Origin of the sequence: Pseudomonas sp. HLG18 (genome assembly GCF_051903985.1) — a bacterium.
Lineage (GTDB): Bacteria > Pseudomonadota > Gammaproteobacteria > Pseudomonadales > Pseudomonadaceae > Aquipseudomonas > Aquipseudomonas fluorescens_BT.
In genome coordinates, this window is the sequence record NZ_CP195831.1 from 347495 (window position 1) to 364224 (window position 16730).

Genomic DNA, 16730 nt, shown 5'->3' on the forward strand with positions numbered 1-16730 from the left:
GTCTTATCGCGGTTAAGTCGTGATAGCTCACAATTAAATGGAATTAGCTGCAGTTGAGGTTGCGCCTGCACCGTTGTTGAGTGCGTTCTGATTCATTCGGCTTGCTCCAAATCCCGGACACAAAAAAACCGGCCCTGCAGGCCGGTTTTTTCTGTTTGTGCATCCCCCGTCAAACCACGACGCAGGACATAAATTCGATTGGAGCGGGTGAAGGGAATCGAACCCTCGTTATCAGCTTGGGAAGCTGGAGTAATGCCATTATACGACACCCGCTCAGAGCGGCTGACTTTGTACCAGACTCGGCCACGGATTTGAAGTTTTCTTTGCACGCGCACAACGGAAAGTCCTGAAACAGAGCCGAAGTCGGTCAATCGCGGGCAAGCGCTGCGGGCTGGAGGACGGCTGAATCTCAGCCTTGCAGGCTTGCTCGCGACGACACTTCTTCAAATGGCCAATGCATGGTGATCCTGGACAAACTGGTAACGCGTTCGGCTGGCCTGTTGCGCAGGTTTCAGGAAACCGAGCAAGGCGTTCTGGCTGTCCCGGCAGGCGGATTTGTGTTCCATGTCGAGGAAGTGCCCGGTGGCCTGCAGGGTGGTGAAGGTGCTTTGCGCCACGTGGTTGCCGAACAGCCGGGCGTCTTCGGCGGCGGTGTATTCGTCCCATTCGCCATTCATGAACAGCACCGGCACGTTGATCTTTTTCGCCGCGTTCAGATAGCACTGGCGATCGCTGTTCAGCACGTTGCTGATGTGAAAGTGCATCTGCCCGTATTCGTGCTCGGCCAGGCTGCTGACGTGGCGATAGTTGAAGCGCTTGAACAGCGACGGCAGGTGTTTGCCGATGGTGTTGTTGACCAAATGGCCGACCCGGTCGCCGTCGCGTTTGCCGAGGCATTCGACGCCGCGCTCCAGGTAGTCGAGCATGTGCGCGTTGACCACCGGAGAGAACGAGCTGATCACGGCTTTTTCGATACGCCGGGGCTGGTGTGCAAGGGCAACCATGGTCGCGGCGCCACCCCAGGAAAACGACAGCACATGTTCGGCGGCGAAGTGGTCGATCAGCTCCAGCAGGATCAGACCTTCGACTTCTTTCGTCAGATGTTTCTCGTGGTGATTGTGGATTTTCGACCTGCCCGCGTAGGGCTGGTCGTAGCAAACCACGTTGAATTGCGGGTGCAGATTTTTCACGGTCTGTGCAAACGACGCAGTCGTGGCCATCGAGCCGTTGACCAGAATAATGGTCTTTTCCGCGGCGTCTGCGCGATAGAACTCCGTGTAAACCCGATACTGACCCTGTATATCCAGCACAGCGATTTCTGGCCTCATGTCATAAGACTCCTGGCAAGCAAGCGGGTATGCGCGCAAATGAGATTGCACGAGCTTTGTGACAGGTAGGCATACGCCTGGAATTTTGTGGCCCATGTCGATCCGGTACGGCAGGTCGACGGGTATTGTTATTGGCGGGCAGTCTGTCGGCTGAGGCGCAACCCTGATGGGCTGTCTACCGACAAAAAGTTTCTTGGATGTTATGTGTGACTCATCGGTCACAATTTGGCCGACGACCTGATTCAAGCAGGGGGATCCGGATCGCGCAAGTGCCGTTGGTAAATTGTTCGACAACTTCTGCTGAGCGGTCGGCTGCTTAGAACAAATGAATCTCTTCGGTGCGCAAAGCACGGTACTCGCCCGGTTTTAGCGCGTGATCGAGCGGCAGCGGGCCCATGGATTCGCGGTGCAGGCGCAGCACTTTGTTGTTGAAGTGACCGAACATGCGCTTCACCTGATGGTAGCGACCCTCGACGATGCTCAACCGCGCCGTTCGCGGGCCGAGCATTTCCAGTTGCGCCGGTTGAGTGGTCAGGTCTTCGAAGGCGAAGTAGATCCCTTCAGCGAACTTGATCGCATATTCCGGGCCGATGTCCTGTTCGGTCTCGACGTAATAGACTTTCGGCAGTTTGGTCTGCGGCTGGGTCAGGCGTCGCGACCAGCTGCCGTCGTTGGTGATCAGCATCAGCCCGGTGGTGTTGAAGTCCAGACGCCCGGCGATGTGCAGGTCATCCTTGTCCGGCTCGTGGATCAGGTCGAGCACGGTCGGATGCTCGGGATCGCGGGTGGCGCTGACGCAACCCTGCGGCTTGTACAGCATGAAGTAGCGTGCCGGTTTGCCGCTTTGCAGCACTTCGTCGTCGACTTCGACGCGGCTGAATTCCAGGACTTCGCTGTGGGGATCGCTGACGACTTTTCCGTCGATGCGCACGCGCTTTTCCACCAGCAACAGGCGAACCTGTTTGCGGTTGTAGCGGGGCAGGTTACTGAGGAAACGGTCGACGCGCATGATCAGGAATCGGCAGGAAGCGGGGCGCGCATCTTACGGGATCGACGGCCTGGCTGCTTGCAGTTGCGCCTCGACCCGGGCGCAGCGCGGGCACAGGCAGGACTTGTCGCGCAGTTCCGCTGGCAGGGCTTCGAGCACTGCCGGGTCAATGGAAACGCCGTAGCACCAGCAGGCACGGTCGGCGGTGCGCGGGTCGGCCAGGGTGCAGTCGTTGCGGGCGCCGCAGGCCGGGCAGAGGTCAGGTTTGTTCATGGGCTTCAGGCATAGGTCGATTGATGCGTTTCCACGCAGGTGCGGTTGCGGCCGGTCTGTTTGGCCCGGTACATCGCATGATCGGCCCGGGACAGCAGGCTGTGCAAGGTGTCATCCGGTTGCAGGGTAGTGGCGCCGATGCTGACCGTCAGATTCAGGGTGTGACCGTTGTAGGCATATTCATGCTGCTCGACGTGCTGGCGGATCTTCTCGGCGATCTTCTGACCGGTCTCGCCGTCGGTGTCCTTCAGCAGAACGATAAATTCCTCACCGCCCCAACGGCAGACGATGTCGGAATGCCGCAGGCAGCTTTGCAGGTCCCGGGCAAAACCGATCAAGACCTGATCGCCGGCCATGTGCCCGTAGGTGTCGTTCAAGACTTTGAAGTGGTCCAGATCCAGCAACAGCGCCGTCAGCGGTTTCGGCTCGCGATGAGCTTCCTGCAAGGCCTGCCCGGCGAGCAAGTCGAAGCCGCGCCGGTTTGGCAGTTCGGTGAGGCTGTCGAGGGTAGCCTGGGCGTGGATCTTGTCCTGATAGCGTTTGATCAAACGATTGACCAGCGCCAGCACGATCAACGTCACCAGCAGGCAAATCAGCAGGTTGAGGTACAGCGACTGGCGAATCTCGCTCAACGCACCGTCTTCACGTTTGTCGACGAACAGGTACCAGTTCAGCTCCGGAATGAACCGCACGTTGAGGAAATGTCCCTGGCCGTGAGCGGAATATTCGTAGCTGCCGCTGTGGGGTTTGGGTAACTGGCTGACCAGACCTTTCATGCTGTCGAGATCCGTCAGGCTTTTCCCGACCTGCGCACCTTCCGGCCCGCCCTCGGCGCCGGTCAGGACCAGTCGGCCAAAGGTGTCGACGAAGTAAACGCTGCGTTGATAGCGCTGCTGGTACTTGTCGATCAACTTGATCACAGCGTCCACCGTCAGCCCTACGCCGGCGGCGCCGATGAAGCGATCGTTGTAGTCGTAGACCTTGTAGTTGATGAAGAAGGTCATGTTGTCTTTGTTGGCCAGGTCCGGGTCGACATTGATCTCGTAGGGTTCTTTCATGTCGCGCACGCGGAAGTACCAGGCGTCGCGTGGCTCGTCGATCTTCACCTGCTTGAGCACGCCCTTGGCGTGGTAGTAGGTGTGGGTGCTGTTGGAGACAAAGAACGCGGTGTAGGCGCCGTAGTGGGTCATGACCTCGTCGAGGTAGCGGGTCATCTGGTCGCTGTCTTTCTCGCCGTTCACCACCCAGTCGCGCATGAAGGTGTCGCGGGACATCATCGAGGAAATCAGGATCGGTCTGACAAGGTCTTTCTGGATTTCCGAGTACACCGTGTCGGAGGTCAGCGGCAGTTCGGTGTTGACGATGTTGTCGCGGATCGACGCGCGCGAGGCGTAATAGCTGAGCAGCGAAGTGGCGAGGAAACCTGCGCCGAGGAGGGCGACCAGGGTCAGTACCAGCGAACGTTGGGAGTGAAACGCAGATCTGAGCGGCATTGGCAATTCCGTTGACAGTGACCCGATGGGCAGCATTCTAGTGGCACGGCGGGGAAAAGACTGCGGGATTTGTGCCTGAAATGCGGGGGGATCAGCCGGGCAGGGGTGTCTGGAGAATGGCTTGCTCATCCAGCCCCCTCCCGGAACGAGAGGGGGCCGATTTTCGGATCAGTTTCTGGTTTGCAGATACGCTCGCCACCCACCCAGATGGCTGATGTCGGTTGCACCTTCCAGGCCGTAAGGTTCGCAGATGAATCCGCTTTCCCATCGGCCATCCGCCAGTTGCACCTTGCCCAGGCCCAGCGGCGCGGGGATCCCGGTCAGGAACGAGCCCAGTTCACTGCTCGGTAACTCCCAGACTTCCACCGCGATGGACACGCCACCGTCGGCCACGCGCAGCATGCCCGGGCGCAACGGCGGGCCACCGGCCAAGGCATAGAGTTTGTAGTCCTTCGAGCTGTAAGTGGCCTCGATCAGGCGTGCGCCGCGTTGCCGCAACTGCCCGTTCAGGGCCAAGCCGTCCAGATGCGCGCCGCAGACCACCAGTCGCGCACGGTCATGGCGCGCCGGGTTGTTCGGCGTCGGCAGCGCGGGATCCTGCTGGCGCTGCAAGGCATCGGCCATGCCCAGCAGATACTGATCGGTGAACGCCCGACCAAACAGCGTCACGCCCCACGGCAGCCCGTTGGCCATGAAGCCGCCGGGTACGGCGACGGCAGCGTAATCGAGCAGGTTCATGAAGTTGGTGTAGTAGCCCAGTTCGGAATTGCGCAGCACCGGTTCCGCGTCGAGTTCCGCCAGCGTCACCGGACGACCGATGGTGGGCGTGAGCACGCAGTCGAGTCCTTCCAGGGCTTTATCGCAAACGGCTTTCAGCGCTTGCAGGCGGTATTGCGCGCGGAACGTCTGCACGCCGCTGACGGCCGGTGCTTTGGCCAGCACCGCGCGGATCACCGGCAGCACCGCCGCAGGATTTTCTTCCATCAACTCGCCGGCCACGCTGTAGCGCTCGGCCACCCACGGCCCTTCATAAAGCAACCGCGCTGCTTCGAGGAATGGCGACAGGTCCAGTTCGACCGCTTCACCGCCCAGAGCTTTCAGACGGTCGATGGCATCGCCGAACAGCCGCGGGCCTTCCTTGCAGCCGAAAAATTCCAGGTCTTGCGCACGTGGTACACCGAAGCGGAACGGCCGTGGTACGCCGAACGCGGAACCGTCATTCCATGACGGATTGCTACGGCTGTATTCGTCCCTCGGATCGAGGTGCGCGGTCAGCGCCAGTAGCTGACTGGCTTCCCGCGCCGTTGCGGTGAACGTGGTGACGCAATCGAGCGTGCGACAGGCCGGCAGCACGCCGGCGGTGGAGATCAGCCCTTTGCTGGCCTTCAGGCCCACCAGATTGTTCAACGCCGCTGGCACCCGGCCGGAGCCGGCAGTGTCGGTGCCCAACGCGAAACTGGCGACACCGAGTGCCACGGCCAGCGACGAACCGGCGCTGGAGCCGCCCGACGGATACTCCGGCAACACGCTGTTCGGGCAGGCGCCGTAAGGCGAACGGCTGCCGTTGAGGCCGGTGGCGAACTGGTCGAGATTGGTCTTGCCCAGCGGGATCGCCCCCAGTGCCAGCAGCCGCTCGACGATGGTTGCCGAACGCTCCGGTACGTAGGCGAACGCCGGGCATGCGGCGGTGGTCGGGACACCGGCCAGATCAATGTTGTCCTTGATCGCGAACGGCGCGCCATACAACGGCAGGCTGTCGAGATCGCGACCGTCGAGGGCGGCCAGATAAGGCTCCATTTCCTCGGCGCTGAGCAGGTGGATGAACAGGTGATAGTCCGGGTTCAGCGCAGCGGCTTTTTCCCGCAACGCCAACAGCAATTGTCGGGGTGTGGTGTCGCCATTGCGGTAGGCCTGGCGCAGTGCGTCGAGTTGCAGATTCATGGGTTGATCCTTTGGCAAATGGTTTCAGTCGAGTTCCAGCACCACGACCCGTTGTCCGGCACGTACCGCCGATCCCGGCTGCACGCGAATGTCCTGCACCACCCCGGCCATGGGCGCGAGCACGGGGATTTCCATCTTCATCGACTCCAGAATCACCAGCACATCACCGGCCGCCACGCGACTGCCGACCTCGACCTGCACCTGCCAGAGGTTGCCGGCGATGTGGCTGTCGATGCTTTGTTGGCCGTTGGCCAGCGGTGTGTCTTCGCTGTTGTCCGGCACGGCTTCTTCACTGTCGAAGTGCGCCTGGCCGCTGGCAATCCAGCGTTCGCGCTCAGCCTGGAAAGCACCCTGTTGCTGCGCCCGGAAAGCGCTGATGCTTTCGGCTTCGCGTTGCAGAAAGGCCTGGTAGTCGGCGAGGTTGAGCTGGCTGTGTTCGATGTTCAGGTCGAAGCGGCCGAGGGGAAAGTCGCGGCGGATGCGCAGCAGTTCGTCGGCGCTGACCGGGTAGAAACGGATCTGATCGAAAAACCGCAGCAGCCAGGGCTTGCCGTCAAACGCGGCGACTTCGCGATAGCGGTTCCACATCTGCAAGGTACGCCCGACGAACTGATATCCGCCCGGGCCTTCCATGCCGTAGACGCACATATAAGCGCCGCCGATGCCCACCGAGTTCTCGGCGGTCCAGGTGCGTGCCGGGTTGTACTTGGTGGTCACCAGCCGATGGCGCGGGTCGAGCGGGGTGGCTACCGGCGCGCCGAGATACACATCACCGAGGCCCATCACCAGATAGCTCGCGTCGAACACCGTGCGTTGCACTTCGTCGAGGTTGGGCAGGTCATTGATGCGGCGGATGAACTCCAGATTGCTCGGGCACCACGGCGCGTCCTTGCGCACGGTGGTCATGTATTTCTCGATGGCCAACTGGCAGGCCGGATCGTCCCACGACAGGGGCAAGTGGACGATTCGCGACGGCACTTGCAGGTCAGTAGCGCTGCACACGGCGTTCCACTCGCCGGCTACGATGCCGAGCAGATCGGCCAACGGCAGTTGCTCGGGCTGGTAGTGGATCTGCAACGACCGAATGCCCGGTGTCAGGTCGATTACGCCGTGCAGGTTTTTGCCTTCCAGCGCCTGCATCAGGGCATGGGCGCGAAAGCGCAGGACCAGATCCAGTTCCGGCGCGCCGATTTCCAGCAGCAGATGGGTATCGCCGGACACACGCCCGACCAGCCGCGTGTCGTCCTGACCCAATTCCAGAACCACAGGCGAAACCAGGGCCTGTGGGAGCTGGCTTGCCAGCGATGAAGTTGACGCGGTGTCTGGTCGGGCCTCATCGCTGGCAAGCCAGCTCCCACAGGTATCCCATTTGCGGGCGAGATCGCGGGCAGTCTTGAGGTCGACCGGCACGAACTGCACCTTGTCCCCGGCCTTGAGCTGACCCAGTTGCCAGAGATCCGCTTCGATCACCGTCACCGGGCAGACAAACCCGCCAAGGCTCGGGCCATCCGGGCCGAGGATCACCGGCATGTCGCCGGTGAAGTCCACCGCACCGATGGCGTAGGGATTGTCGTGGATGTTCGACGGATGCAGCCCGGCCTCGCCGCCGTCGGCGCGCACCCACTCTGGTTTCGGCCCGATCAGGCGCACCCCGGTGCGGCTGGAGTTGAAATGCACTTCCCATTGCGTGGCGAAAAAGGTGCCGATGTAGTTTTCAGTGAAATATTCAGGCGCGCCATGAGGGCCGTAGATGACGCGGATCCGGCGCACGGCGGGTAATTCGCTGACGTGATGGGGGGCCAATGTCTGCCCGGCGCTGCGCTCAGTCAGGGCAGCCAGATGCAGCACGTCACCGGCGCGCAAGGCCCGTCCGCCATGGCCACCGAACTGACCGAGGGTGAAGGTGCTTTTGCTGCCCAGATAGTCCGGCACTTGCACGCCGCCGCGCAGGCACAGGTAGCTGCGGGCGCCTGCGTCGAGCAAACCGCCGAGATGTAACTGGCTGCCCGCTTCAATCAACAGCGCGGTGTTCATCGGCACCGCTTCGCCGTCGAGTGTCAGCGTCAACGGTGCCCCGGTCACCGCCACCACCGCGTCGCAATTAAAGCGCAGCAGCGGCCCGTTCATGGTGATTTCCAGTGCCGCAGCACCCTCGAGATTCCCCAGCAGACGATTGCCCAGACGCAACGCGCGGCTGTCCATCGGCCCCGAGGGTGGCACGCCGACCGCCCAGTAGCCGAGGCGGCCGGGGTAGTCCTGAACGCTGGTCTGGGTGCCGGCGCTCAGTACTTCAAACGTGTTGGCCCGGTACACCAGGCCTTCCAGGCAACGGGTCCAGGGCTGGCCGCTGGCGAACGGCGTATCGAGCAAAATCTGCCGCAAGTAGTCACGGTTGGTTTCCACGCCGTACAGCAGGCTGTCGCCCAGGGCCTGGTGCAGTTCGGCGCGCGCCTGTTCGCGGGTTGGCGCCCAGCTGATGACTTTGGCGATCATCGGATCGAAGTAGGGCGGGATCTCGCAACCGGCCTCGACCCAGGTGTCGATGCGCAGGTGTCGACCATCGGCGACGGGGAAATCGACCGCCGTCAGCAAGCCTGGGCTGGGCTGGAAATCGCGGCCCGGATCCTCGGCATACAGCCGCGCCTGAATCGCATGGCCCTGCGGTTTCAGACCCTCAAACAATTCGCTCAGCGGCGGTAAATCTCCCGCCGCCAGTTCAATCATCCAGCGCACCAGATCGACGCCCCACACCTGTTCGGTAACGCCGTGTTCGACCTGCAACCGGGTGTTCACTTCGAGAAAATAGAAGCGCTGCGCATCGCTGTCGAAAACGAATTCGACGGTGCCGGCGCTGCGGTAATTCACCGCTTTGGCCAGTTTGATCGCCGCCGCGCACAGCTCATCCGCCATGCCTTCGGGCAGGTTCGGTGCCGGGGTTTCCTCGAGGACTTTCTGGTTGCGCCGCTGCACCGAGCAGTCGCGCACACCGAGGGCGATCACTTCGCCATGGCCATCGCCGAACACTTGTACTTCCAGATGTCGTGCACGCTGGATGTACTTCTCGATGAACACGCCAGCGTCGCTGAAATTGTTCTGGCCGAGACGCTTCACCGCTTCGAACGATTCGCTCAACTCGCTGGCGTTACGACACACGCGCATACCGATGCCACCGCCACCGGCGGTGCTTTTGAGCATCACCGGATAACCGACCTGTGCGCCGGCAATCAGTGCGGCGTCGAGACTGTCGAGCAGTTCGGTGCCTTCGAGCATCGGTACGCCGTGCTGTTTGGCCAGGGCCCGTGCGGTGTGCTTGAGGCCGAACACCCGCAGTTGCTCCGGTGTCGGGCCGATGAAGGCAATGCCATGGTTGGCGCAGGCTTCGGCGAACGCCGCGTTCTCGGAAAGAAAGCCGTAGCCCGGATGGATCGCGGTGGCGCCGCTGGCTTTGGCAATGGTGAGGATTTTTTCGACGGCCAGATAAGTGCCGGCAGCGGCGCCTTCACCGAGGCTGTGGGCTTCGTCCGCTTGCAGGATTTGCAGGCTGGCGGCATCGGCTTCGGAGTACACCGCGACACCTTCGACGTGCAGTTCACGCAAGGTGCGCAGAATGCGGCAGGCAATCGCGCCACGATTGGCGATCAGGACTTTTTCGAACATGGCAAAACCCCTGAAGGGGATGCGGGCCGTCCCGCAGTTTTTCGATGAGCGCCGGGGTCGTCCCCGACGGCAAAATCACAATTTCGAAAGTCACCATTGACCTTGTGGGAGCGGGCTTGCCCGCGATGGCGGTGTGTCAGTCATCATCAATGTTGGCTGTGCCGACGCCATCGCTGGCAAGCCAGCTCCCACAGGGTTTAGGGGTGTTTTGGGGATTTCAGGCACTGGCCTGAGCGCGCCTGGCACAGGGCAAACAACCAGCGACGCAGACGGACGAATGTCAGTTCCATACCAGTAACTCCGCAGGTGTCGGGTTGTAGGCGTTGCACGGGTTGTTCAGTTGCGGGCAATTGGAGATCAGCACAATCACGTCCATCTCGGCGCGCAGGTCGACGTATTTGCCCGGCGCGGAAATCCCGTCTTCGAAGGTCAGGCCACCCTCGGCAGTCACCGGCACGTTCATGAAGAAATTGATGTTCGGCCCGATGTCACCTTTGCCCAGCCGACCGTCATGGGCGCAGGCGCGCAGGTAGTTGTCGCGGCAGCTGTGCATGTAGCGTTTTTCCAGGGCGTAGCGCACGGTGTTGCTCTCTTGCGCGCAGGCGCCGCCGAGGGTGTCGTGGCGGCCGCAGGTGTCGGCGATGATGGTCAGCATCGGGTTGCCGAGATTGGAATACAACACGCTGCCGTTGCTCAGGTACACGCTGTTCTGCCGGCGCAATGTGCGTTGCACGTCGTAGCGCTCGCGGGGATTGGCGAGGCTGTAGAACAGCGTATCGACCGCCTGGTTGCCCTCAAGGTCGAGGATGCGCAGGGTCTGGCCGGCCTTGACCTCCATCAGCCAGGGTTCGCCGGCCGGAATGGTGGCGCGGTACACCGCAGCGTCGGGTTGTTTTTGCGAAGTGGCGATAGCAACTGACATGGCGACGATCCTCAGGCGAACAAACGGTCGGTGTTGATAAAGCCGCGCTCGTTCTCCGGGCGCGAGGTACGGCAGTGCTCGGCGACGCTCGGGTCGGCGTTCATCCAGCTCAGCTTCAGCGGTTTTGGCGCATAGTCGGGCGACGGGTCCATCGGGTGTTGCAGGGCAGTGAGGACGACGAGGGTGTCCATCGGTGCGTACAGCTCGATGTAATCGCCGGCCTTCGAATGGCCTTCGACGAAATGGAAGCGCCCGGCTTCATCGACGTTGACCCGGCTGAACAGGTTGAGGGTCATCAGCAGGTCGGACAGGCCCATCCCCCACTTGCCCAGTTCCACCAGCAGGTTGTCGGTGCCGTTGCGAAAGAAACCGTTGCGCAGTTCCTGATAGCGGCCCTGGCCGTATTTCTCCGCGACTTCCTCGGCGCACAGCACACCGCCGAGGCTGTCGCTCCAGCCACAAGTGTCTGCGGTGATTGCCGCCAGCACCCTGCCCATGTCCGAGTAGAGGCAATGGCCGGCGGTCAGCTTGGCGGTGTGTTGGCACTTGAGGCTGTCGGGCAGGTTCAGGCGCTCGGTTTTCTCGTTGGCGTTGAGCAGGGTCAGGCTGACGTTGGCCCCACCGCGCAGGTCGGTCAGGCGCAGCAGCTGGCCGCGTTTCAGGACGAAGGAACGATGGCCTCCGCCTGGCAGGGTTTCTTCGGCGAAGGGTGGAAACAGTTGGGTCGAATCAGTCATGGGAGCAGTCCTCTCAGGCAATACGAAGCGTGCCGGCCAGCTCGGCGGGCAGGGCGTCGACGGCGGCGCGTTGGGCGCGGCGGTCGCTGTTCAAAGGGATGTCGTAGGTGATGCGGGCGCCATAGGCACCGGGGGCGTGCGGGTCGAGGCGGACCTTGTCGAACACCAGCAGGCGGGTGCCGAGGCTGAAACCTTCGGACAGGTCGTGGGTGACCATGAACACGGTCAGTTGCGTCTCGCGCCACAGCCCCAGCAGCAGGGCGTGCATGTCCTTGCGAATGCCCGGATCGAGCGCGCCGAACGGTTCGTCCAGCAGCAACACGCGCGGTTTCATGATCAACGCCTGGGCGATCGCCAGCCTCTGTTGCATGCCGCCGGACAGTTGCGCCGGGTACTTGTCCAGCGCATGGCCGAGGCCGACTTTGTGCAGCAGCGCCGAGGCCTGTTCGCGGGCGTCTTTTTTCGCGCTGCCGAACAAGCGCCCGAGCAGCGGAGCGCGCGGCAATTCCAGGCCGATCGCAACGTTGTCCAGCACGCTCAGATGCGGGAATACCGAGTAGCGCTGGAACACCACGCCACGGCTGGCATCCGGCTCGCGGGCCAGTGGCTGGCCGTCGAGCAGAATCTCACCGCGACTGGCGGTTTCCTGACCGAGCAGCAGGCGCAGGAAGGTCGATTTACCGCAGCCCGAAGCTCCGACCAGCGTGCAGAACTCACCCTCGTTGACGTTGAGGTTCAAGCCTTCGAGCACCACCTGGTCGGCGTATTGCTGCCAGACGTTTTTCACCGTGATGAAGCTCATTTGGCCGCCCCCTCATACCAGGGAAATGCCCGACGGGTCAGGTATTTGAGTCCCCAATCCATCAGCCAGGCGAGCAGGGTGATCCAGACCACGTACGGCAGGATCACGTCCATCGCCAGGTAACGGCGCACGAGGAAAATCCGGTAGCCCAGACCGTCGGTGGAGGCGATGGCTTCGGCGGCGATCAGGAACAGCCACGCAGATCCGAGCATCAGCCGCAGTGAAATCAGCAGGCGTGGCAACAGTTGCGGCAGCACCACACGCAGCATCAGGGTCCAGGTCGAAGCGCCGAGGGTCTGCGCCTTGATCAGCAGTTCGACCGGAATGTCCCGCGCGCGCTGTTCCAGATCACGGGCGAGGGCCGGGGTGATACCGATCACGATCAGCATCACTTTCGACAACTCGCCGAGGCCGAAGACGATGAACAGAATCGGCAGGATCGCCAGCGGCGGCACCATCGACAACACCGTCAGCATCGGCGACAACGGTGCGCCGAACAGCGGCAGGGTGCCGGCCGCCATGCCCAGGCACAGCCCGGCCAGCGCCGCGATGCCGAGGCCGATGGCCAGGCGTCCGAGGCTCGACGCGGTGTCTTGCCAGAGCAGGTATTCGCCGGTGCGACTGTCGGCATTGAATGCCAGGCGTTTGACCGCATCGCTCATCTGCACCGCACTGGGCAGCAGTTTGTCGTTGGGGTTGTCCGCCAGGCGTTCGGCCGAGCCCATAAAGTAGGCGAACAAGACCAGGGCGAAGGGCAGAATCACCAGCAGCAGGCGGCTCGGTCGATCCGGGTGACGATTGATCAGGCGCATGGCCAAATCCTCCGTGGCTTACAGCTTGGCGTCGGCGGCCAGCTGCACGTAGGTCGGATCGAAACGCAGCTTGAGATTGCCGGTGTCGCCGCTGGTCACGCCGTTGGCGAAGGTCATGCCGACGGCGCTGGTGTCCTTGGCGCCTTCGCCGAGCAAACCGTGCTGGAACGAGAACTCGGCAACTTTGCGCATGGTTTCCGGCAGTTGCTTGCTGGTGGCGAACGCCAGGGCTTCTTTTGGCGTGGCGAACAGTTTGGTGGTGTCCAGTTGCGCCTGGAATCCGGCCAGATCGGTGCCCGAAGCTTTGGCCATGTGCTCAAGTGCGGCTTTGCCGGCGGCGTTCCTGGCGTTCATCAAGTCGACCACTTCGAACCACGCGCCGGTCAGCGCCTTGCCCAGCGCCGGGTTGTCTTTGAGGGTGGCGCTGTTGACCACCATCATGTCCATGATTTCGCCGGGGATCTGGCTGGAGTTGAAGACTTCGGTCACGCCGGGTTTGGCCTTGATGTCCGAGAGCATCGGATTCCAGGTGGTGACGGCGTTGACCTGATCGGTGTTGAAGGCGGCGGAAATATCGGCGTCGGAGGTGTTGACCACTTTCAGGTCTTTTTCGGTCAGGTCGACCGAATCCAATGCGCGGGCCAACAGGTAGTGGGAGACGGAAAGCTCGACCAGGTTGACGTCCATGCCCTTGAGGTCGGCGACTTTTTTGCCTTCACCCTTGAGGACGATGCCGTCATTGCCGTTGGAAAAGTCGCTGACGATGAGCGCGGTGCTGTCGACGCCACCGGCGGCCGGAATGGTCAGCGCATCCATGTTGGTCATGGTGCAGCCATCGAACTGACCGGCGGTGTATTGGTTGATCGATTCAACGTAGTCGTTGAGCTGGACCACGTCGATCTTGATCCCGTATTTCTTCGCCCACTTATCGACGATGCCCTGACTGCCGGCATATTCCCATGGCATCCAGCCGGCGTAGATCGTCCAGCACACACTGAAATGGTCTTTCTGGGCAGCCTGGGTCTGGCTGCTGAGGAGGGCGGCGAAGGCGGCGGCGAGCAGGGCAGGGATACGTAGTCGTGACATGGCGGATTCTCCAGTTGATCGAGGGCGGACAGGAAGGCAACGCGGCACCGCGAACGGTGGCTTGTCTCCCGGGCTTTTGTCCCGCCGTGTAACCTCAACTGGAGGTCGCCAACTCTCGGACCAGCCACTCGCAGATGCGAGCCGGAACCCTAGTCAGCCATTGCAAATTGTGGTGCCGCGAACCTGTGATGACTCCTGCACGGGTTTGTTAAAGCGAGAGCCGTGCCAAGTAGCGGCGAGCCCTCTGCCACTTGGCTTGCGGGTGGAGGGGCCAGGTTGGCAGGTGCAGGCAACGCTTTGTGTTGGTGCGCGCTTGCACCGTCATGCAGCGCGGCCGCTGATCCGATGCCCGTTGGGCGTGGGCACTCGGTAGCGGTTCGCCAGTCAAATCTGTTGTCAGCCGGTCTGTGCCGACTGCTGTCGCAGGTCTTTCAGGAGGCCGTCATGCGTATTTCAAAATTGCTGCGTCGGGTGCTGCTGGGTGCAGTGCTCGGTCTGGGACTGTCCGGTTGCTATTACTACGCCGGCAGCTACGATGCCTACCCCGCAACCTATTACTATCCCGGCTATTACTCTCCCTATTACTACGGTGGCTATTACGGTCCGCGTTACTACGGTGGTGCCCGCTATTACTACGGCGGCTATGGCCATCGCGGCGGTTACGGACGGGGTTATCACGGCGGTGGATATCACGGTGGCCACCATTAATCAGTGGCTGAATGAGTCGATGTTTTCGTGAATAAGGTTTCATCAATCACATGTTTCAACTTGTTACAGAAACGCACCAGTTTCAGAAAACGCTGTCAGATATTTCGTCAGTCGCCGAATGAAAGACTGACGCCTGCCAGCGTCGCTGGTGTGGCTACCCGCGGTCCAGGAGGCCGCCATGTATCGCCGAATTCTTCTGTTTACCGTGATGCTTTTTTCCCTTGGCGGATGCGTCCCTTATTCCTACGGAGATGGCTACTACAGCTCAGAGGTCTACACATCGCAGGCACCTTCGTATTACAGCGGTGGCACTTATTACACCGGCGGCACGTATTATTCGGCACCGCGCTACTACCAGCCAGCACCGCGCTACTACCAACCGGCGCCCCGGTATTATTCGGCGCCTCGTTACTACCAACCGGCTCCGCGCTATTACGAGAGCCGTCGCTGGCACGGCGATGACCGCGGACGCTGGGATGGCCACCGTCGTGGTGGCTGGGACGATCACCGGGGTCGTGGTAACTATGACCGTGGCGATCACTGGCGAGGCAACCGCTGGTAACCCCCCGCAAAAAAGCGGCGCATTGAGCGCCGCTTTTTTTGTGCCTGTTTTTTGCGTTGGTGTGGATCGCACCATCTCCTAGGCGGTTATCGGAACCCTCCTACAGTTTCATTTCTGAATATTTGTTAGCGTTTGTATGTACCTGTTGATGTTGAAAAACTTCAACTTTATGGGGGTGTATAAACGCGGAATATTGCTCAGATATGAATCTTCTTATCATTCATCAGAATTTTCCCGGTCAATTTCGTCATGTGGCTTTGGAGGCATTGCGCGGGCGTATGGGCGTCATTGCAATTGGACGCGATACAGCGCCAGGTATTGCCGGGGTAAAGTTACTTCGATATCGACCATCAAGGAAGATGATTAATGGCGTTCATGACTATTTGCATAGATATGAAGAGGCTGTTTTGGACGGGCAGCAAGTTCAACGAATATTGAAGAGACTCAGCCAGGCAGGCTTTCGGCCTGATGTAGTTCTTGCTCACCCTGGGTGGGGTGAAACGCTATTCGTCAAAGACGTGTACCCCGATGTGCCTCTGGTTCATTTCTGTGAATACTATTACCGAGCACGTGGGGCAGACTTTGGTTTCGATCTTGAGTTTCCCTGTGCGATGGATGCGTCTTCAAGGATTAGAGTCTTGAATTCGATGCATCTCCTGAATGTTGAGCAGTGTGATGCCGGGATTGCACCTACACAATGGCAGCGCGGTCTTTTTCCGAAAATATATCAGTCCAAAATTCGCGTCATTCACGAAGGCATTGTTCAATTTGGCGAATCAGAAAAGGTCGAGTCTGTAACGCTGCCGAGTGGGCGCGTGATAAAAGCAGGCCAGCCTATCGTGACTTATGTTGCCAGAAACCTCGAGCCGTACCGAGGCTTCCATAGTTTTATGAGATCCATTCCCTATATTCAGGAAAAGTGCCCGAGTGCGCAGGTCATTGTAATGGGCGGTGATGGTGTCAGTTATGGAGGGATGCCCATTGGATACCCTAACTGGCGAAGCAAGATGGTCGCGGAGGTGGATGTTGATATTTCAAATGTTCACTTTGTTGGGAAGTTGCCTTATCAAACATACAGGTCGGTTCTGAGTCTTTCGAAGGCTCACGTATATTTGACATATCCGTTTGTTTTGTCTTGGTCTCTGTTGGAAGCAATGGCATCTGGCTGTGTTGTCGTAGGTTCAAATACCGCTCCCGTGCAGGAAGTTATCGAGGATGGAATCAGCGGGATACTTGTTGATTTTTTTGACGCTGAAGAAATCGCCACGGCAGTGTGCAGGGTTTTAACGTCTTTCGCTGGTTTTGAGTCTATGAAGGATGCAGCGAGGTTGAAGGCAAGCGAATTCGATGTGGTTAAAGGAGTAAGCGGTTACTTTGAAGTGTTTAAGGAGTTGATGAGGTGAGTTGTTTCGAGTGATGTG

Annotated in this window: 14 protein-coding genes, 1 tRNA gene and 1 riboswitch; of the genes, 3 read left to right on the top strand and 12 right to left on the bottom strand. The window is 60.5% G+C overall.

The window, feature by feature from the left end:
• Positions 1-199 precede the first annotated feature (199 nt).
• From ACSPX5_RS01705 to ACSPX5_RS01760, 12 genes are all read right to left on the bottom strand, one after another.
• Positions 200-273: transfer RNA gene (locus tag ACSPX5_RS01705), tRNA-Gly, on the bottom strand.
• Between the two features lie 170 nt (positions 274-443).
• Positions 444-1328, bottom strand: a complete 885-nt coding sequence (locus tag ACSPX5_RS01710; RefSeq protein WP_169429227.1) for an alpha/beta fold hydrolase — start codon at positions 1326-1328, stop codon at positions 444-446.
• A 316-nt stretch (positions 1329-1644) separates the two neighbouring features.
• On the bottom strand, positions 1645-2337 hold the full coding sequence (locus ACSPX5_RS01715; protein WP_439820837.1) for a pseudouridine synthase: 693 nt from the start codon (positions 2335-2337) through the stop codon (positions 1645-1647).
• A 33-nt stretch (positions 2338-2370) separates the two neighbouring features.
• A complete protein-coding gene (locus ACSPX5_RS01720; RefSeq protein ID WP_207867706.1) occupies positions 2371-2589 on the bottom strand; it encodes a cysteine-rich CWC family protein in 219 nt (72 codons plus the stop codon).
• 5 nt (positions 2590-2594) lie between these two features.
• A complete protein-coding gene (locus ACSPX5_RS01725; protein WP_439820838.1) occupies positions 2595-4082 on the bottom strand; it encodes a sensor domain-containing diguanylate cyclase in 1488 nt (495 codons plus the stop codon).
• Positions 4083-4250: 168 nt separating this feature from the next.
• Complete coding sequence (atzF, locus tag ACSPX5_RS01730; protein ID WP_439820839.1) at positions 4251-6023, bottom strand: allophanate hydrolase; 1773 nt, start codon at positions 6021-6023, stop codon at positions 4251-4253.
• 24 nt (positions 6024-6047) lie between these two features.
• Entirely contained in the window at positions 6048-9680 is a 3633-nt protein-coding gene (gene uca / locus ACSPX5_RS01735; protein ID WP_439820840.1) for an urea carboxylase, read from the bottom strand.
• Between the two features lie 280 nt (positions 9681-9960).
• Positions 9961-10602: an urea amidolyase associated protein UAAP2 gene (locus ACSPX5_RS01740; protein WP_439820841.1), complete on the bottom strand. Its 642-nt coding sequence runs from the start codon at positions 10600-10602 to the stop codon at positions 9961-9963.
• An 11-nt stretch (positions 10603-10613) separates the two neighbouring features.
• Positions 10614-11339 carry an urea amidolyase associated protein UAAP1 gene (locus tag ACSPX5_RS01745; RefSeq protein WP_439820842.1) on the bottom strand — a complete coding sequence of 242 codons (726 nt, stop codon included), beginning with the start codon at positions 11337-11339 and terminating at the stop codon, positions 10614-10616.
• Positions 11340-11352: 13 nt separating this feature from the next.
• Positions 11353-12141 (bottom strand): ABC transporter ATP-binding protein, encoded by a 789-nt coding sequence (locus ACSPX5_RS01750; protein ID WP_207867711.1) that lies wholly within the window; start codon positions 12139-12141, stop codon positions 11353-11355.
• Positions 12138-12953, bottom strand: a complete 816-nt coding sequence (locus ACSPX5_RS01755) for an ABC transporter permease (protein WP_102685956.1) — start codon at positions 12951-12953, stop codon at positions 12138-12140. The genes ACSPX5_RS01750 and ACSPX5_RS01755 overlap by 4 nt, the downstream gene beginning before the upstream one ends.
• 18 nt (positions 12954-12971) lie before the next feature.
• A complete protein-coding gene (locus tag ACSPX5_RS01760) occupies positions 12972-14039 on the bottom strand; it encodes a putative urea ABC transporter substrate-binding protein (RefSeq protein WP_439820843.1) in 1068 nt (355 codons plus the stop codon).
• Between the two features lie 63 nt (positions 14040-14102).
• Positions 14103-14203: riboswitch (guanidine-I (ykkC/yxkD leader) on the bottom strand.
• A gap of 280 nt (positions 14204-14483) precedes the next feature.
• Between ACSPX5_RS01760 and ACSPX5_RS01765 the strand changes: the two genes are divergently transcribed.
• From ACSPX5_RS01765 to ACSPX5_RS01775, 3 genes are all read left to right on the top strand, one after another.
• Positions 14484-14747: a hypothetical protein gene (locus ACSPX5_RS01765; protein ID WP_169429235.1), complete on the top strand. Its 264-nt coding sequence runs from the start codon at positions 14484-14486 to the stop codon at positions 14745-14747.
• 178 nt (positions 14748-14925) lie between these two features.
• The gene (locus ACSPX5_RS01770) at positions 14926-15309 is read left to right on the top strand and encodes a hypothetical protein (RefSeq protein ID WP_169429236.1); all 384 of its coding nucleotides are present in this window, start codon (positions 14926-14928) and stop codon (positions 15307-15309) included.
• Between the two features lie 203 nt (positions 15310-15512).
• Complete coding sequence (locus tag ACSPX5_RS01775) at positions 15513-16712, top strand: glycosyltransferase family 4 protein (protein WP_439820844.1); 1200 nt, start codon at positions 15513-15515, stop codon at positions 16710-16712.
• Positions 16713-16730 lie beyond the last annotated feature (18 nt).